At 60.2% G+C, this 17933-nt stretch carries 17 protein-coding genes and 1 pseudogene; 12 read left to right on the forward strand and 6 right to left on the reverse strand.

Features of this window, described 5'->3' with window-relative positions; all coding sequences use genetic code 11:
- Window positions 1-71: 71 nt before the first annotated feature.
- From EOL86_05580 to pnp, 7 genes and pseudogenes are all read left to right on the forward strand, one after another.
- Window positions 72-1844, forward strand: a pseudogene (locus tag EOL86_05580) (translation initiation factor IF-2).
- A gap of 18 nt (window positions 1845-1862) precedes the next feature.
- The gene (locus tag EOL86_05585; protein NCD25044.1) at window positions 1863-2150 is read left to right on the forward strand and encodes a DUF503 domain-containing protein; all 288 of its coding nucleotides are present in this window, start codon (window positions 1863-1865) and stop codon (window positions 2148-2150) included.
- 4 nt (window positions 2151-2154) lie between these two features.
- The gene (rbfA, locus tag EOL86_05590) at window positions 2155-2499 is read left to right on the forward strand and encodes a 30S ribosome-binding factor RbfA (protein ID NCD25045.1); all 345 of its coding nucleotides are present in this window, start codon (window positions 2155-2157) and stop codon (window positions 2497-2499) included.
- Window positions 2471-3436: a bifunctional oligoribonuclease/PAP phosphatase NrnA gene (locus tag EOL86_05595; GenBank protein NCD25046.1), complete on the forward strand. Its 966-nt coding sequence runs from the start codon at window positions 2471-2473 to the stop codon at window positions 3434-3436. The genes rbfA and EOL86_05595 overlap by 29 nt, the downstream gene beginning before the upstream one ends.
- Window positions 3433-4356 carry a tRNA pseudouridine(55) synthase TruB gene (gene truB, locus EOL86_05600; GenBank protein NCD25047.1) on the forward strand — a complete coding sequence of 308 codons (924 nt, stop codon included), beginning with the start codon at window positions 3433-3435 and terminating at the stop codon, window positions 4354-4356. Before EOL86_05595 ends, truB begins: the two co-directional genes overlap by 4 nt.
- A 61-nt stretch (window positions 4357-4417) precedes the next feature.
- Window positions 4418-4687: a 30S ribosomal protein S15 gene (locus EOL86_05605; GenBank protein ID NCD25048.1), complete on the forward strand. Its 270-nt coding sequence runs from the start codon at window positions 4418-4420 to the stop codon at window positions 4685-4687.
- 170 nt (window positions 4688-4857) lie between these two features.
- Window positions 4858-7068: a polyribonucleotide nucleotidyltransferase gene (gene pnp, locus EOL86_05610; protein ID NCD25049.1), complete on the forward strand. Its 2211-nt coding sequence runs from the start codon at window positions 4858-4860 to the stop codon at window positions 7066-7068.
- A gap of 230 nt (window positions 7069-7298) precedes the next feature.
- Here pnp and EOL86_05615 read toward each other — a convergent pair whose 3' ends face one another.
- The gene (locus EOL86_05615) at window positions 7299-8249 is read right to left on the reverse strand and encodes a hypothetical protein (GenBank protein NCD25050.1); all 951 of its coding nucleotides are present in this window, start codon (window positions 8247-8249) and stop codon (window positions 7299-7301) included.
- Window positions 8246-8635: a VanZ family protein gene (locus tag EOL86_05620; protein ID NCD25051.1), complete on the reverse strand. Its 390-nt coding sequence runs from the start codon at window positions 8633-8635 to the stop codon at window positions 8246-8248. The genes EOL86_05615 and EOL86_05620 overlap by 4 nt, the downstream gene beginning before the upstream one ends.
- A gap of 84 nt (window positions 8636-8719) precedes the next feature.
- Between EOL86_05620 and EOL86_05625 the strand changes: the two genes are divergently transcribed.
- The 3 genes from EOL86_05625 to EOL86_05635 all read left to right on the forward strand — a co-directional run bounded on the left by EOL86_05625 (window position 8720) and on the right by EOL86_05635 (window position 12092).
- A complete protein-coding gene (locus EOL86_05625; GenBank protein NCD25052.1) occupies window positions 8720-9844 on the forward strand; it encodes a lipid-A-disaccharide synthase in 1125 nt (374 codons plus the stop codon).
- A gap of 98 nt (window positions 9845-9942) precedes the next feature.
- Entirely contained in the window at window positions 9943-10209 is a 267-nt protein-coding gene (locus EOL86_05630; GenBank protein ID NCD25053.1) for a hypothetical protein, read from the forward strand.
- Between the two features lie 263 nt (window positions 10210-10472).
- Window positions 10473-12092, forward strand: coding sequence for a citramalate synthase (locus tag EOL86_05635; protein NCD25054.1), 1620 nt, complete (start codon window positions 10473-10475; stop codon window positions 12090-12092).
- Between the two features lie 61 nt (window positions 12093-12153).
- Here EOL86_05635 and EOL86_05640 read toward each other — a convergent pair whose 3' ends face one another.
- Both EOL86_05640 and EOL86_05645 read right to left on the reverse strand, forming a co-directional pair.
- Window positions 12154-13218, reverse strand: coding sequence for a phosphotransacetylase family protein (locus tag EOL86_05640; GenBank protein ID NCD25055.1), 1065 nt, complete (start codon window positions 13216-13218; stop codon window positions 12154-12156).
- A 49-nt stretch (window positions 13219-13267) separates the two neighbouring features.
- Entirely contained in the window at window positions 13268-15424 is a 2157-nt protein-coding gene (locus EOL86_05645; GenBank protein ID NCD25056.1) for a CoA-binding protein, read from the reverse strand.
- On the opposite strand from EOL86_05645, the gene rnc reads away from it, so the two are divergent.
- On the forward strand, window positions 15371-16087 hold the full coding sequence (gene rnc / locus EOL86_05650) for a ribonuclease III (GenBank protein NCD25057.1): 717 nt from the start codon (window positions 15371-15373) through the stop codon (window positions 16085-16087). The two genes, EOL86_05645 and rnc, sit on opposite strands and share 54 nt — an antisense overlap.
- Window positions 16088-16214: 127 nt before the next feature.
- Here the strand turns inward: rnc and EOL86_05655 are convergent, their stop codons facing one another.
- Window positions 16215-17105, reverse strand: a complete 891-nt coding sequence (locus EOL86_05655) for a flagellin (protein ID NCD25058.1) — start codon at window positions 17103-17105, stop codon at window positions 16215-16217.
- Window positions 17106-17318: 213 nt separating this feature from the next.
- Here EOL86_05655 and EOL86_05660 point away from each other — a divergent pair, with 213 nt between their 5' ends.
- Window positions 17319-17708: a flagellar protein FlaG gene (locus tag EOL86_05660; protein ID NCD25059.1), complete on the forward strand. Its 390-nt coding sequence runs from the start codon at window positions 17319-17321 to the stop codon at window positions 17706-17708.
- A 75-nt stretch (window positions 17709-17783) separates the two neighbouring features.
- Here EOL86_05660 and EOL86_05665 read toward each other — a convergent pair.
- On the reverse strand, window positions 17784-17933 hold a 150-nt coding region (locus EOL86_05665), incomplete at its 5' end, for a flagellar hook protein FlgE (protein ID NCD25060.1).

Raw genomic sequence — 17933 nt, forward strand, 5'->3', positions numbered from 1 at the left:
TGGGCAAGGGGAAAAAAGCCCAGCGCGCCGAAGCTCGACGCGCGGACAAGGGCGGCATGCGCGAGCAGATCACGCAACCGCTCAAGGCGTCCAAGCGCAAAATCCGCATCGAGGACACCATCCGTCTGACCGATCTGGCCCACCAGATGGGCGTCAAGGCCCAGGATCTGATCAAAAAGCTTTTCGCCCTGGGCGTCATGGCCACCATCAATCAGTCCCTGGACTTCGACACGGCCCTGCTGCTGGCCGCCGAGTTCCAGTACGAAGTGGAAAAGGTCGGCTTCTCCGAGGACGACTTCCTGCTGCCCAAGGAAGCGGACAAGGCCGAGGACCTGAAGCCGCGTCCGCCCGTGGTGACCATCATGGGTCATGTCGATCACGGCAAGACCTCGCTTCTGGACGCCATCCGCTCGACGAGCGTGGCCTCGGGCGAGGCTGGCGGCATCACCCAACATATCGGCGCCTATCATGTGAGCACACCGCGCGGCGAAGTGGTCTTCCTCGACACGCCGGGCCATGAGGCCTTCACCACCATGCGTGCCCGGGGCGCCAAGGTCACGGACATCGTCGTCCTGGTCGTGGCCGCCGACGACGGCGTCATGGAACAGACCCGCGAGGCGGTCAGCCACTCCAAGGCGGCGGGCGTGCCCATCGTCGTGGCCGTGAACAAAATGGACAAGGAAGGGGCCGACCCCGACCGCGTCAAACGCGAACTTTCCGACCTGGGACTCATGCCCGAGGACTGGGGTGGCGACACCATCTACGCCCATGTCTCGGCCAAGAAACGCCAGGGGCTGGACGAGCTTCTGGAACTTATCCTGCTCCAGGCCGAAGTGCTCGATCTCAAGGCCAACCCCGACAAGCCGGGTCGCGGCCACGTGGTCGAGGCCAAGCTGGACAAGGGACGCGGCCCCGTGGGCACGGTTCTCATCCAGGAAGGCCAGATCAGCCAGGGCGACGCCTTTGTCTGCGGTCTGATCAGCGGCAAGGTCCGGGCCATGTTCGATGACCAGGGACGCCAGATCAAATCCGCGGGTCCGGCCATCCCGACGGAAATCCAGGGCTTCGAAGCCATTCCCGAGGCGGGCGACGAGTTCGTCATCGTCAAGGATGAAAAGGTCGCCCGCAAGATCGCCGAGGACCGCCGCGTCAAGCACCGCGACCGCGAACTGGCCAGGGAATCCAAGGTCACCCTGGAAAGCTTCCTCGCATCCAAGGCCGGCGAGGAGGCGCAGTCCCTGAACCTGCTCCTCAAAGCCGATGTGCAGGGATCGTTGGAAGCCATTTCCGAGGCCTTGCGCAAGCTGTCCACGGACGAGGTCAAGATCGATCTGGTCCATGGCGGCGCCGGCGCCATCACGGAATCCGACATCCTGCTCGCCTCGGCGTCCAACGCGATCATCATCGGCTTCAACATCCGGCCCACGGCCAAGATCAAGGAAGTCGCCGAGCAGGAAAAGGTCGACATCCGCTTTTACGACATCATCTACAAGCTGGTGGACGACATCAAGGCGGCCATGTCCGGCATGCTCAGCCCGGATATCCGCGAGGTCTACCTGGGTCAGGCCGATGTACAGCAAACCTTCAGTGTCCCCAAGGTCGGCACCATCGCCGGCTGCATGGTCAGCGACGGCAAGTTGAAACGCAATGCCGGCATCCGGCTGCTGCGTGACGGCGTGGTCATCTACACGGGCAAGCTCAGCTCCTTGAAACGTTTCAAGGATGACGCCCGCGAGGTCACCAAGGGCTATGAGTGTGGCGTTGCGTTGGAAAACTTCAACGACATCAAGGTTGGCGACATCATCGAAGCCTTCGAGGAAGTCGAGGAGGCCCGGACCATTTAACGGTTCGGGGAAACGCCCATGATCGTGGGGACCTTGCGTCTGGAATTCAGACTGCATGGCGTTTTTTCCTTGAAGGAAAAACGAAAAACCGCCAACAGCCTAAAGCAGAAACTGCGCAACACGTTCAATGTCGCGGTGGCCGAAACCGAGGCCCAGGATGCACACCAGATCCTGGTCCTCGGGGTGGTCACGGTGGCCAACGAAACACGTCACGTGCACAGCCAGCTCTCCAAGGTCCTGGCCTGGGTGGAAGCCTCCACCGATGACGAGCTTGTCCATGCCGACATGGACGTATTTGGAGCCTGATTTTATGCAACGCAGCACGACTCGCCGTTCGGCTCAGATGGCCGACCAAATCATGCAGGTTCTTGGCATGCTCCTGGTCCAGGAAGTCGAGGACCCGGTCCTGGCCCTGACCACCATCACCGGGGTCCGACTGAACCGGGATTTCAGCATCGCGGAAGTGCTCTACACCCACATCCGTGGACGCGCCGCCGAAGCGGAAATAGACAAGGCCCTGCATCGGGCCAAGGGCTTTTTGCGCACACGCCTGGGCAGGGAGCTCAAATTGCGGGCCATTCCGGACCTGCGATTCACCTGGGACACATTCCTCGAGGACATGGTCTATGACGCCCCCCCTGAAACTCATTGTTGAACGCATCCGGGAAACGGACAACTTCCTGATCGTTTCCCATGTTTCGCCCGATGGCGACGCCCTGGGGTCCATGCTGGCCATGGGGGAGCTGTTGCGCGCCCTGGACAAGCACGTCACCCTGTTCAACGAATCCGGCCTTCCGGACCGCTTCACCTGGCTCAAGCCCAAATGGGACATCCCCCGCGAACTGCCCGCCACCGAGCCGGAAACCGTCATCGTCCTGGACTGCGGCAGTCCGGAGCGGGCTGGCTCCGTCATCGCGCCCTGGCTCGCGTCCAAGCCGGTCATCAACATCGACCATCATCTTGGCAACCCCATGTTCGGCACCTTGAACTGGGTCGAGCAGCGGGCGTCGTCCGTGGGAGAAATGATCGGCATGCTGGCCCGCAAGCTGGGCATGCCCCTGGCCGGTTTGCTGGGTGAATACGTCTATCTGGCCCTTGTTTCGGACACGGGCGATTTCCGTTTCAACAACACCCGCCCCGAAACCCTGGAAATGGCCGCTGAAATCCTGCGCCTGGGCTTGCTTCCCGGCCCATTTCACGAACAGATGCAGTCCACCGGCACCCTGGACCAACTCCGGATGCGCGGCACGGTCATCCAACAGGCATCGCTCCACGCCCAGGGGCGGATCACCCTCATCGCCTTTACCCGCGATATTTTCGAGCGTACCGGCACCGGTCCCGAGGATACGGAAGGTCTGGTCAACACGGTCCTGTATGTTCGGGGCGTGCAGGTGGCCATCAGTCTGCGCGAGGAAGAGGACCGGATCAAATTTTCCCTCCGATCCAAGGGCAGCGTCAACGTCCAGGCCGTGGCGGCCCGTCTTGGCGGCGGCGGGCACCGCAACGCGGCCGGCGGGCATTTGTTCATGGACATGGACCAAGCCAAGACGCTCATGGTCGAGGCCGTGTCCGCGGAGTTGGCCACGGCATGACCAAGCCGACCTTCAAACAACTTGACGGCGTTCTGGTTTTACATAAACCCGGAGGCCCGACGTCCACGGACTGCCTGAACAAAATCAAGTGGAACCTGGGCCAGAAAAAAATCGGCCACGCCGGCACCCTGGACCCCATGGCCACGGGCGTGCTGGTGGTGTTGCTTGGCCAAGGCACCAAGCTGGCCAATTATCTGAGCGCGGATCGCAAGGCCTATCGCGGCCGCCTCGTCCTGGGCCAGACCACCGACACCTACGACGTCCAGGGCCGAATTCTGACCGAGGCGCCCTGGGACCATCTGACTCCGGAACTGGTGCGCAGCGAAATCCTGTCCTGGAAGGGAACCATGAGTCAGGAAGTGCCGCCGGTGTCCGCGGCCAAGCACCAGGGAACACCGCTTTACGCCCTGCACCGGGCCGGGAAGGAAACTCCGGTCAAGGTCAAGGACGTTACAATTTTCGATGTGGAGATTCTCGATCTGAATCTGCCCCACGTCACATTTCGAGTTGTCTGCTCCGCCGGAACCTATATCCGCTCCCTGGCCCACAGCCTGGGGAAGCGACTTGGGTGCGGGGCGGTGCTCGGCGAACTGGAACGGGAGGCCAGCCACCCGTTTACCCTGGCCCAGGCGCACGATCTCGCCTCGGTCCTGGACAGCAAGGACGGACTGGACAAACTTGTCCTACCCATGGCCCAGGCGCTGCCACACTGGCCCAAGCTGATGCTGACCAAGGAACAAAGCGACTTGGTCCGCAATGGGACAGGGCTGAAAACCAGCCTGTTTCCGCAGTATCCGGCCCAAGGCGGAGACCGGGCCCTCTTGCTCTCCTCCACGGGGCAGCCCTTGGCCCTGGTGGAAGCGCAAGAGCGGGATCAAGGCTTGGTCTGGGCCATCCTGCGCGGGCTCTGGCAGGCCTGACCACACCGGTTCGCGGTGGTTCATGTCAGGAGAAAGAAACATTAAACCGGAGGATATGGCTGTGGTCTTAACCCCTGAACGCAAAGCTGAAATTGTCAAGGAATACGGCAAGACCGAAACGGATACCGGTTCTCCCGAAGTCCAGGTCGCCCTGCTGTCCGCACGGATCGAGTATCTGACCGATCACTTCAAGGGCCATAAGAAGGATTACCATTCCCGCACGGGTCTTCTGAAGCTGGTCGGCAAGCGCAGACAGCTTTTGAACTACCTGCGGAACAAGGACATCCAGAAATACCGCGATCTGATCGCCAAACTCGGTCTGCGCAAGTAGACATCATAAGGCGGGGCCATCGGCCCCGCCTGCTTGTTCACCAATCGCACTCCAGGCGGCGTTTTCGCGGTTTTGTGTTTAGTCCGTGCTCCAATCCCCGATTGCAGTAGGCACTAAACACCAAACCCGCCCAGCTGCCATGCACGGAGTGCCCAACCACCACGAGGTTCATCATGGCATTCCAACTCACCAGCCGAAGCGTCCCCATGGGCGACTCGGAAATCGTCATCGAACACGGCAAACTGGCCTTGCAGGCCAGCGGCTCGGTCACCGTGCGCTGGGGCGACACCATCGTCCTGGTCACGGCCACGCATCAAGCCCTGGACCGCGACGTGGATTTCCTGCCCCTGACCTGCAACTATCAGGAAATGCTCTACGCCGCCGGCCGGATTCCGGGCAGCTATTTCCGCCGCGAAGTCGGCCGCCCCAGCGACCACGAAACCCTGACCTCGCGCCTCATCGACCGCCCCATCCGCCCTTTGTTTCCCAAGGGCTGCACGCATGAAATCCAGGTCATCGCCACGGTCATTTCCTCCGACAAGGAGCACGCCGCCGACATCCTGGCCATGATCGGCGCCTCGGCCGCCCTGCATATTTCCGACATCCCCTTTGCCGGTCCCATCGCGGCCATCCGCGTCGGCTACAAGGACGGGCAATTCCTGCTCAATCCTCCGGCCTCGCAGCTGGCTTCCAGCGACCTGAACATGGTTCTGGCCGGCACGCGCGACGCCGTGGTCATGGTCGAGGGCGGAGCCCAGTTCCTGTCCGAGGATATCATGGCCGAGGCCGTGGCCTGGGGTCACGCCCAGATCCAGCCCATTCTGGACGCCCAGGAAGAACTGCGCGCCGTTCTGGGCAAGGAAAAATTTCTGGTCACGCCGCCCCAGGAAGACACGGAACTGAGCGAAGCCGTGGCCGAACTGGCCGCCGCGCCCCTCGGGGAAGCCCTGACCGTGCCTGGCAAAATGGACCGCAAGGACGCCAAGAAAAAAGTCCGCCAAGACCTGATGGACGCCCTGGCCACCCGTTTTGCCGACACGCCGGAGCGTTTGAAGGGCGTGGGAGAAATTCTGGAACACCTTGAGAAAAAAATCGTCCGCCAACGGATCATGACCGACAAGGTGCGCATCGACGGCCGCGATCTGACCACGGTCCGCCCCCTGACCCTGGAAGTGGGCTTCCTGCCCCGAACCCACGGTTCGGCGATCTTCACCCGTGGCGAAACCAAATCCCTGTGCACCTGCACCCTGGGCAGCACGCGGGACGAGCAGCGCGTGGAAACCCTGGCCGGAGAAACTTCCCGGCGCTTTCTCATGCACTACAACTTCCCGCCGTACAGCGTGGGCGAAGCCCGCATGCTGCGCGCTCCGTCCCGGCGCGAGGTCGGCCACGGCGCCCTGTCCGAACGCGCCCTGGCTCCGGTTCTGCCGCCGGCCGAAACCTTCCCCTTCACCATCCGCGTCGTGTCCGACATCATGGAATCCAACGGTTCCTCGTCCATGGCATCGGTCTGCGGCGGCACCCTGGCCTTGATGGACGCCGGCGTGCCCATCAAAACGCCCATCGCGGGCATCGCCATGGGGCTCATCAAGGAAGCGGACGAATACCTGGTGTTGACCGATATTCTGGGCGACGAGGATCATCTGGGCGACATGGACTTCAAGGTTGCCGGTTCCCGCGACGGCGTGACGTCCATCCAGATGGACATCAAGATCGCCGGCATTCCCGCCGAGGTCATGCGTCAGGCGCTGCACCAGGCCAAGGCCGCCCGGGTCCACATCCTGGATCAGATGGAGGCGGTCATTTCCACGCCGCGTGGCGAATTGTCCCGATTCGCGCCGCAGATGGAAGTGGTGCATATCTCGCCCGAGAAAATCCGCGAGGTCATCGGACCCGGCGGAAAAAATATCAAGGCGATCTGCGAGGCAACCCAGGCCGATATCGACATCGACGATTCCGGCAAGATTTCCATTTTCGCTCCGGACCAGACCTCGCTGGCCAAGGCCCGGGAAATGGTCCTCTACTACGATCAAAAGGCCGAGCTGAATAAGGATTATGACGGCATCGTCAAAAAAATCATGGATTTTGGCGCGTTTATCGAAATCTTGCCAGGCCTTGAAGGGCTTTGCCACATTTCGCAGCTGGCCCGGGAACGGGTCAACACCGTGCAGGACGTTGTCCAGGAAGGCGACGCCATCCGGGTCCGGGTCATCGACATCGAACCTTCGGGTCGCATCAAACTGAGCCGCAAGGCCATCATCCTGGAAGAACTGGGCGAGGAGCCAGAGCCGGAGCAACCCCGTGCTCCGCGTGGTGATCGTCCCCGTGGCGGCGGAGATCGACGCGGTCCCGACCGCCGAGGACCTCGCCGCGACCGGTAGACAACGCCCCTGGCGGGTCGGCACTAACCAGCCGCTCGCCACAAAAAAAGCGCCTTCGGGCGCTTTTTTTGTTTGCAGTGCCAGCGCGCCCCCGCCAATTCCAGCCAGGCAGTGGCCACCATGAACCAGAAAAATTCACGACGAAGCCCGACCAGCCCTGCCTGACCGTCAAAACGCCGGTCATCCAGGGGCGCGAAGCCTCTTGGAAACCCGCAACACGCCGCCCCGAATCAAACAAAAGCGGCATAGAGGACCGTGCAGGCGACAAGACTGGCCACGCGGAAGCCCTGGCTGCACACAATCAGTTCCAATGCCAAAACCGGCTTGTAAATACCCGCATAGTACGGAAACTGATGACGAAAGGCCCGCATGGGCGAAGAAAGGACATTGCCGACCACCAGTGCTAGGACCACATCGCGGACCGACATGGAACCGCTATCGAGCAAGGCTCCGGCCGCAGCCATGCCCGCCGAGAATTCCGCCGCGAGCTGAAACACAATGATGCCCATGGCTTTGGGATGAAGCCAGGACACCCCCCCCAGATACCGGGCGAGAAACTGCTCCGCCAAGGCGAACAGACCGAACGCGTGCATGAAATACACGCCGATATAAATGGGCACGGTGAGGGAGATGATCTTGCGGATTCGCCGTCGAAACCGCTTCCACGTCTTGTCCAGGACAGCCCGCCACGTCACGGTTTCTCCTTGGGGCATGTCCACGGCATGGCAACGATCCAGGCCGTGGAGCAACAAACGACCGACGACAAGGATGCTCACGGTTCGCACCACGGCGGAGCCCACGGTGATGCCCAAATAGACAAAGGCGGCGGACTTGAGAATGGGCGCGGTGATAAAGATCATGCTCGGCAGATGCAGGAAATACGTTGGCACGCTGTTGAACAAATTGGACAGGATCAGCTCGCGCCGGGTCAATCGTCCCTGGTCATACGCCTCGGCCAGCATGGTGTTGGCCGTGACGCCCGAGACAAACGCCACGGCAAAGCTGGCCGCCGAAATATCGCACAGTCGCCCGATGCGGGCCAGGGGCTGGGCCAGCCTGGCCACGAATCGCGTCCAGTGCAGGGCCTCGATCAAATTGCCGATAAAAAGGCCCATGGAGACCAAGGCCACCAACTTCATCAGGGGATATCCCAACGACGACCAAAGCTCGGCCACGTTCATCGCGCGCCTCCGGTGCTGGCAACCTTGATCCGCGGCCGCCAGGCCTCGACAGACCATTTCAAGCCCGCCCCGGAAATCGCGCCCAGGGCGTTGGCGACCATGTCCCGGACATCCATGACCCGCCCCGTGGGCAGGACATCCTGGCCCACTTCCAGGACGACGCCCAGGGCCATGGCCCACGACACGGCCCAGGGACCACGCCCATATCGGCGTCGCCAGGGGCACAGGGCAACCAAAATGGCGTAGGCCAGAAAATGCATCAGCTTGTCGTCATTGGCCATGCCCTGGGGCATGGCCGCGGGCAAAAGAGAAAAGGCGACGAGCGCCAGCACATAGGCGCTCCAGACAATATCCCAGGCACGGTTCATGGATCGAGTTGCACGCATGGGCCGGGACCTAAGCCAAAGCCCCAGCCAGGGCAAGGTTTTGGGGTTCTTGTTATTTGCGCGACAAGCGACTATGGGCTCGCCATGTCGCCCTGTCCCCGTATTTGGATCAGCGCCGGCGAAACATCCGGCGATTTGCACGGCCAGCTTTTGGTCCACGCCCTGCGCGAACAAAACCCGAACGCCCGGTTCATGGGCATGGCGGGGCCGGCCATGCGCGCCGAGGGGGTCGAGCCCATTCTGCGAAGCGAGGATCTGTCCGTCATGGGTTTCACCGAGGTTCTGGCACGGTTGCCAAAAATCGTGGCCCTCCTGAAAACCGTCAAACACAATCTCGCGCGCATCCGGCCCGACGTACTCGTGGTCATCGATGCTCCGGATTTTCATTTCCGCGTGGTCCGCATCGCGCGGGCCCTGGGTATCCCGGTCGTGTATTACATCAGTCCCAAGCTTTGGGCCTGGCGCGAAGGCCGCGTCGCCTTTATCCGGGACCATGTGGACCGTCTTGTGTCCATCCTGCCCTTCGAAGTGGACTTCTATGCCAGGCATGGCATGCGCATCGACTACGTGGGACATCCACTGCTGGACACGCTCCGCACGCCGGAACTCATGGCCATTCAGCCACTTGCCCGGCGTATTGGCATCCTGCCCGGAAGCCGCGAACGCGAAATCGCGACCCTGTTGCCCCTCTTTGCCCGCACGGCGGAGCTGCTCGCCTCGCGCTTTCCGGAACTGGAATTCGTGCTGCCCGTGGCTCCGGGCATGGACACGACGCTCATCTCCCGCTACTGGACCGCGACACGGCCGGTGACGCTGGTCGAAAGCGAAATCCGCCATGCCACCATGCGCTCCTGCCGGGCCATCATGGCGGCCTCGGGCACGGCCACCCTGGAAACAGCCCTGCTCGGCGTGCCCACGGTCGTGGCCTATAAATTTTCGCGACCGAGCTTCCTGCTCGGCAAACTTTTGGTCAAGGTGCCCTACATTTCCCTGCCCAACCTCATTCTCGGCGATGAAATCTTTCCGGAATATCTTCAAAACGCGGCCCACCCCCCGGCCATGGCTGCCCGGATTTCGCAATGGATTCCCGATGGCCCCCACCGGGACGATCTGCGTCGCCGCCTTGACTCGCTCCCCTCCCTGCTCGGCGACGGCAACGCGACCCGCCGGGCAGCCCGCATTGTCCTGGAAACGCTCCACCATCCATAGCGCAAGCGTCCACGGCATCACCCAAAAAACAAACAGCTCTTTTATTTTGTCAACAAGTCTATAGAATTATTTCATAATGTTGAGAAGGACCGCCTTACATGAAACACCACGCGCGCACTCTTTTATTGACGCTTTGCCTCGTCGCCCAACCCGCCCTCTTCCACGCCGATGACACAGTGGAAATCCATGGAATTCTTGAAGAAACGACGGCTGGCGTGATCCTGGTCACCGACGCCTCCAGCTATATTATCCGCGGCATCGACGCCTCTGGACTGGACGGGCGCAGGGCCATTGTTCTTGGAGACCAAGGCGAGGACAACGGACTGGAATACATCGACGCCACGGAAATCAAAATCGCACAATAAGGATCGATCGCGACAGACAAACCCACGCTTGACAATCGATTCTCCATTGTTCATCACAGCGGTCATGCAGACCTCCTCCATTACCCCCATTTGCATTATTCTGTCCGTGATTATCCAGTCACGACCGGGGGAGTGACGCATTCGCAAACCAGTTCGCGCGATCAAAAGCCCCCGACCTCATGGCCGGGGGCTTTTTTTTCAGGACCAACTCTGGATCGACGCGACAAATCCACGGCATGACCAGCAACCAATGGGGAAACTCCATGAACGCCATTCAAATCTATGACACCACGCTGCGCGACGGGACCCAATCCGAGGAACTGAACCTGTCCACCGAAGACAAGCTGCGCATCGCGACCAGGCTCGACCAGCTTGGCGTCGCGTACATCGAGGGCGGTTGGCCCGGCTCCAACCCCAAGGACAAACGCTTTTTCACCGAAATGCGCCAATACGAACTGCACACGGCCAAACTGGCGGCCTTCGGCTCGACCCACGCCGCCAAGGGCACTGCGGAAAGTGACGCCAACCTGCAGACCCTGGTCGAATGCGGCGCGCCCGTGCTGACCATCTTCGGCAAGACCTGGGACATCCATGTCACCGATGCCCTAAAAATCACCCTGGAACGCAACCTGGAACTCATCCGCGACTCCCTGGCCTTTCTGCGCCCGCACGCGCGGGAGCTGTTTTACGACGCCGAGCACTTTTTCGACGGCTACAAGGCCAATCCGGACTACGCCCTGCACTGCCTGCGCACGGCTTGGGCGGCCGGAGCCGATCTGCTGGTCCTCTGCGACACCAACGGCGGCAGCATGTCCGAAGAAATCGCGTCCATCATGGACGCGGTCACGACGCAAATGCCCGAAGCCAGGTTCGGCATCCACGCCCACAACGACTGCGAGCTGGCGGTGGCCAACTCCCTGACCGCCGTCCGCCACGGCGCGATCCAGGTCCAGGGAACCATCAACGGCTATGGTGAACGCTGCGGCAACGCCAACCTGTGCTCCATCATTCCCAACCTGGAACTCAAAATGGACCGCGTCTGCCTGCCCCAAGGCAATCTGCAACGCCTGACCGAGACCGCGTCCTTCGTGTCCGAGGTCGCCAATCTGCGCTGCTTCAAGCGCCAGCCCTACACGGGTCTTTCGGCCTTCACCCACAAGGGCGGCGTGCATGTGGCCGCCGTACGTCGCAATCCCCGCACCTACGAACACATCGAGCCGGGATTGGTGGGCAACAAACAACGCATCCTGCTCTCGGATTTGGCCGGCCAATCCAATATTCTCTACAAGGCCAAGCAATATGGCTTTGAACTGGACAAGGGCGATCCCTTTGTCCTGGAGCTTTTGACCGAACTCAAGAACCGGGAAAACCAAGGCTACGAGTATTCCGCGGCCGAGGCGTCCTACGAGCTTCTGGTCAATCGCGTCCTGGGGCGGGCGCGGAACTATTTCCGGTTGGTCAGTGTCCGCATCCTGGACTCGATTTTCACCGAAGCCACGGAACCCTTCACCGAAGCCACGGTCATGCTGCGCGTGGGCGGGCTGGTCGAACACACCGCGGCCACGGGCAAGGGTCCGGTCAATGCCATGGACGGCGCGCTGCGCAAGGCCTTGGAGCGCTTCTACCCCAACCTGGCCGAAATGCGTCTCTTGGATTTCAAGGTCCGCGTCCTGGCTGGCATGCCCAGCGCGGACGGTCACCGGGGCACGGCCTCGGTGGTACGGGTATTGATCGAATCCGGGGACCACACGCATCGCTGGACCACGGTGGGCGTGTCCTACAATATCATCGAGGCCAGCCGGCAGGCCCTGGAAGATTCCATCAATTACAAGCTCTTCAAGGATGACCAGCGCAAGCTGACCCAGGCCATCCGCGAAATCTAACAGAAAAGGCCCCGCTCGGTGAGCGGGGCCTTCGCGTCTGGGATCCTCGGACGCGCGGGAATTATTTCAGTCCAAGGGCTTCCTTGATGTAGGGGAAATCAATGATGGAGCTGACCAGCTGGGAACCATGCTGGATCTTGATCACGTCACGGAGCTTGTGCCGAGACAAAATGGCTTCCATCTTCTTGGCCACGGAAAAGGTGTCATCACGGACCACGACAATGGGCACTTCCAACACCTCGGCCCGGGTCATGATAATGTCGTTGGGATACAGATTGCCGGTCAGGACCAAACACTGACACTGTCCTTCCAAGGCGACCAGCTGCACGTCGGAGCGATCACCGCCGACAATGATGGCCGATTTCCGGCTCTTGCGGAAATGCGTCATGAAATTTTCGACCTGCATGGTGCCGATCAGAAAATTTTCCACCACCCGGTCGGACTTGTCCTGGGCCGTGATGACCTTGCCACCAAGGCGATCGGCCAAATCAGCGACCTTGATGGCGCCCATGAGCGGATCGCTCGGAATCTTGCCCAGAACCTTGATGCCCTTGCTCTCCAGAAAGGGATGGAGCAAGGAGTCCAATTCTTCCTTGAACGCCGGGGGGATGTCATTGAGCAGCACGCCCAAAAGCTGGTCGCCAAGCAATTCCTTCATGGCCACCAGATAGTCGTAGTTCAATTCCTTGACATAGCGGTCAATGATGATGCCCTTGATATCCAGGGCCTTGATCACGCTGATTCCATCCACGTTGCAATACTTGCCCGAATACATACTTCCGGAACCGGCGACGATCATGACGTCCTTGTCCTTGCCCAGGGCCTCGTAGGCGGCCTTGATCCTGGGCATCAGATCCTCGCACTTGCCGGTGAAGGCCTTCATCTTGAAGTCCTGATCCACGACCACGGGCGTGACCAGGGCCGGGTCTTCTGTCTGCCCCAGGATATCCTGGACAAAAAAAGCGTCCGCGTCCCCGAGCACGCCGTTCTTCTCCTGGGGCAAGGCGCCAACCGGCTTCATGTATCCGACGCGGTATCCCTCTTTCTGCAGCTTGAGCCCCAGTCCCATGGCGATCATGTTCTTGCCGGAATATCCGGATGTCGCGCCCACATAAATTCCTATCATGCTCCCTCCCGATACGAAGTGAAATCTTTCCCCGACCCGACGACCGACCCTAATCCGACGGGGGCAGCAGTGTCATCCGGGCTCCGGCCACCCATGCCCCTCGGGACGTGGCCAAAACCGGATCAAGCTCCAAGGTGTAAATCTCCGGGAAATCCAGGGCCATCTGGGACACGGTCAGCAATACATCCTCCAGTGCCCGCAAGTCCAGCGCGTCGCGGCCCCGCTCGCGCTTCAGCAAAGGAAAAGCCTTGATCTCGCGGATCATGTCCCCCGCGTCCTCCAGGGACAACGGAGCCAGGCGTAATGAAAAATCATTGAAAATCTCGGCATGGCTGCCGGACAAGGCAAAACGGAAAAGCGGGCCGAATTTGGGATCGCGCTGCATGCGGATGCAGATTTCCCGAGGCCGGCCCAAAATCATTTCCTGAACCAGGCAGCCGGACACGAATGCCTCCTGACGCAGACACTGGACCCGTGCCGTCAACTGGGCAAATCCGGCGCGCACCTCGTCCGGCGTGTTCAAACCGATTTCCACGCCGTTCACGTCACGTTTGTATTCGATATCGGGCGAGGCGATTTTAAGCGCCACCGGACAGGCCAGACGCTTGGCGATCTTGGCCGCGCTCTTGCTGGTCCTGGCCAGTTCCGTCCGGGGAAACTGCAGCTCATAGGCCTGGAGCAGGGGCTGTATCTCGAAGCCGAAAAGTTCGGTTTTGCCCACGGCCAGGCAATCCTCCAAAAAGCGCTCGGCCTTGGCCTTGTCCCGACGGTAGCAGACCTCCACCGGGTAGGGCTTTTTCTTCCACTCGGCATAGCCGAGCATCGCGTTCAGGCTGGCCAGGGCGGCTTGTGGATAGGAATAGCACGGCAGGCCATGGCTTTGCAAAAATCGTTTCTCCTCGAGCACGCCCTCCTGTCCAATCAAGCACACGGCCAGGGATCTCTCCGCGACCTTGGGCACGGACACCAACTCGCGGACGATTTCCGACACATCCACTCCCAGTCCGGGAGCAATGACCATCAATACCATGTGGACCTGACGATCCGCGAGGACTTCCCGCAAGGTTTGAGCGTATTGAGTCGGCGTCGCGGCCATGCCGATATCGACGGGATTGGAAATCCGGGCATGACGCGGCAAAACAGCCCCAAGCCGCGCCACGGTTCCCTCGCTCAACGGCGGTAGGGTCATGTTCGTTCCGGCCATGCCATCGGCCGCCAAAATACCCGCGCCCCCGGAATTGGTGACAATGGCCAGGTTGGGCCCCTTGGGCAGGGGCTGGGTGCCAAAAACACGGGCCAAGTCGAACAAGGAAGAAAGACTGTCGGCCTGGATGATGCCGGCCTGTTTGAGCGCTGTCTGATAGGCCCGTTCGGAACCGGTCAGGGCGCCGACATGGGAGGCAATGGCCTTTTGCCCATGTTCGGTCATGCCCGCCTGGAGCATGATCACCGGTTTCTCGCGGGTAATGGTCTGGCTGATGCGGGCAAAACGTCGTCCGTTGTTCATGCCCTCGAGGTACCCGATGATGACCGATGTTTTCGGATCGTCGGCCAGAAACTGGAGCATGGAGGCTTCGTCGATGATGGCCCGGTTGCCAAGGCTGGCGAACTTGGAAAAACCGATTTCCTCGCTGGCCGCCCAGTCAAGGATGGCATTGCACATGGAGCCCGACGGCGAAAAAAAAGCGATATTGCCAAGATCCGGCAAACGGGAAATGAGCGACGCGTTCATGCGCGCCGACCAGGAGGCCACGCCCAGGCAGTTGGGGCCAAGCAGGGTCAGGTTCCGACTCGAGGCCACCTGGACAATCCGCTCTTCCAGGTAATAGCCATGGCCGCCAATCTCCCTAAACCCCGACGACGTGACGATCACGGCCTTGATTCCACGGTCCGCGATCCATTCCAGAGCGTCGGGAACACGTCCGGGTTCCAGGCAAACCACGGCCAGATCAACGCCAAGGGGCAAATTTTCCCCGGGAGCGTCCTCCCCGATCCATTTGACTGGAATGATCTTCCCCTGATACCCCCAGCGCTCGAGATTTGACCGCACCACGGCGGCAGCCGTGCCCATGTTGTCAAAAGATCCGATGACGGCAATGGCCTTTGGGGAAAACAGGGCGTGTAGATAAACGTCTCTCATGGAGTACCTAGGATGTCTCAAGAAGTTCCAATGGATGCACTGCGCCGGTTGCAGTCTGAAATCCATTATGAGTTCAAGCAAGTCAAGCTTTTAATCCGGGCACTGACACACACCTCCTACGCCAACGAGCAGGATTGCCTGCATAACGAACGCCTGGAGTTTCTCGGAGATGCGGTCCTGGAACTCGCCGTGTCCCATGTCTTGTTCGCGAAATTTCCAGACGCGCAAGAGGGCCATCTGACCAAAATGCGTTCGTCCCTGGTCAGCGAAACCGCCCTGGCCGAAACAGCCCGAAGGATCGGCCTCGGACTTTGCCTAATGTTGGGCAAGGGAGAAGCGGCTCAAGGCGGACGGGAAAAAAATTCCGTCCTGAGCGACGCCCTGGAAGCCATTCTCGGCGCGGTCTACCTTGACGGTGGGCTCGACTCCGCCCTGCGGACCGTCAATTTTTTGTTCGACGGACATTGGCCCGTACCGCCCGAAACCTTTCGCCCCAAGGACTTCAAAAGCCTGTTGCAGGAAATGACGCAACGCATCTGGAAAGCACGGCCCGCCTATGCGCTGCTCGACAGCAATGGCCCGGAGCACGCCAAACAATACATTGTCGAGGTCACCCTGCCGGACAAAAGCACGATCCAATGGACCGACAGCAGCATGCGCAAGGCCGAGCAGGGCGCGGCGGAACGGGCGCTGCGGATGCTCCAGTCCGAATACCCGACCACTCCATAACCTGGCGTCGCGCCCGATACGCCGGCATCCGCCATCAGGATCGCCAGTCACCCCACCAACAAGAAAAGCCGGAGCACATGCCCCGGCTTGTCTTTGATCAATGCCCCAGTCGCGGTGTCGCGTGCGCTTATCCTTGGATAAGCTGCATGGCCATCTGCGGCAGGGAATTCGCCTGAGACAACATGGCCACGGCGCTTTGCGTCAGAATCTGATTGCGCACGAAGGCGGTCATTTCCTGCGCCACGTCCACGTCCGAGATGCGGGATTCGGCGGCCTGCAGATTTTCCGCCTGGATGGTCAGGTTGGTGATGGTGTTTTCCAGACGATTCTGAAGAGCACCAAGATTGGCTCGGATCTTATCCTTGGAGACAATCGCCTCGTTCAAGGCGTCCAAAGCCTGCTGCGCCCCCTGCTGGGTCGAGATGCTGTACCCGGCGTTCTCGATGGATTGATTGCCCACCCCCAGGGCCGAAGCCGTGGCGTTCCCGATTTGAATGTAATAATAGTCTTCGGATGAAGCGTTGCCCGTGCCAAAATGGACCTTCAACTTGCCGGTTGCGTTGATGCCGGAACCATCATGACTGGCCGAGGAAAGATTTCCATTCAAAAGATAAATACCGTTGAAATCCGTGGCATTGGCGATTCGGGTAATTTCCGAGGCCATGGCCTGATACTCCGAATCGATGATCATGCGCTGATCCGAGGTGTAGGTGCCGGTGGAGGCCTGTTCCGCCAGCTCCTTCATACGGATCAACTTTTCGTCGATGACGCCCAGCGCTCCGTCCGCGGTCTGGATCAAGGAAATGGCGTCATTGGCGTTGCGCACGCCCTGATTCAAGGAGGCGATGTCGGAACGCATGAGTTCGCGAATCGCCAACCCGGCCGCGTCGTCGGCGGCGGTACTGACGCGCAGTCCCGAGGACAGGCGTCGGGTTGAGACGGACAGGTCATTATAGGACTGGGACAAATTTCTGGCGGCGTTCATCGCCATCAAATTATGATTTATGACCAAAGACATGAGAGTATACCTCCTTAAACGGTTGTACCCGATTTTAAGCAGGGACGGTGCCAAATATACTTTTTATTTTAATTTAGAATAGTTACAAAATAGAACACCCCGAGCTACCGAACATTTGCCGCCTACCGGGTCAAAATTGCCTCGCATTCTAAAGTTTTTCACCGCCGATCCGATAAGGATGATGACAGAATCTCCAGCCGGGAGGCCGTGACCATGAAAATTACAGCACCAGTTTCAGAAACCCAGGATTTCATGCCCCACATCGACGCGGGGTCGTCATCCCAGCGCATCACCGAGGACGCGCCAAGCGCCAATCACGCCCATACGCCAGGCAATATCCCAGAAAAAACAGCAGGTTCGGACAACGCGGAAGATATTTCCCTGCAGAAACTGCAGAACGTGACCGAAGCCATGGACGCCTACACCTCGTCGCTTGGCGTCAGCTTGAAATTCAATATCGATGAACGCACGGACACCATCCAGGTCGAAGTCCGCGATCCCGAAAACGACAAACTGATCCGCAAAATTCCAGCCGACGAAATGCTCGAGCTGGCGGCCTCCATCGAAAAAATGGTCGGCCTCTTCCTGGACAAAACCCTGTAACCGATCACGGCCACAAAACAGGCAAAGCCCGCGTTGCGAATGCGACGCGGGCTTTGCCTGTTGAAATACTGACGCCTAGCGCTTGAGCTGGATCAGCGTGGTCAACATTCCGTCAACCGTGGTGATGGTCTTGGAGTTGGCCTGGAATCCTTTTTCCGTGGTGATCATCTTCACGAACTCCGTGGCCAGATCCACGTTGGACTGTTCCAGGGAATTGGAAGCGAT

Source organism: Deltaproteobacteria bacterium (assembly GCA_009930495.1).
In the GTDB taxonomy this organism is placed as follows: Bacteria; Desulfobacterota; Desulfovibrionia; order Desulfovibrionales; family Desulfomicrobiaceae; genus Desulfomicrobium.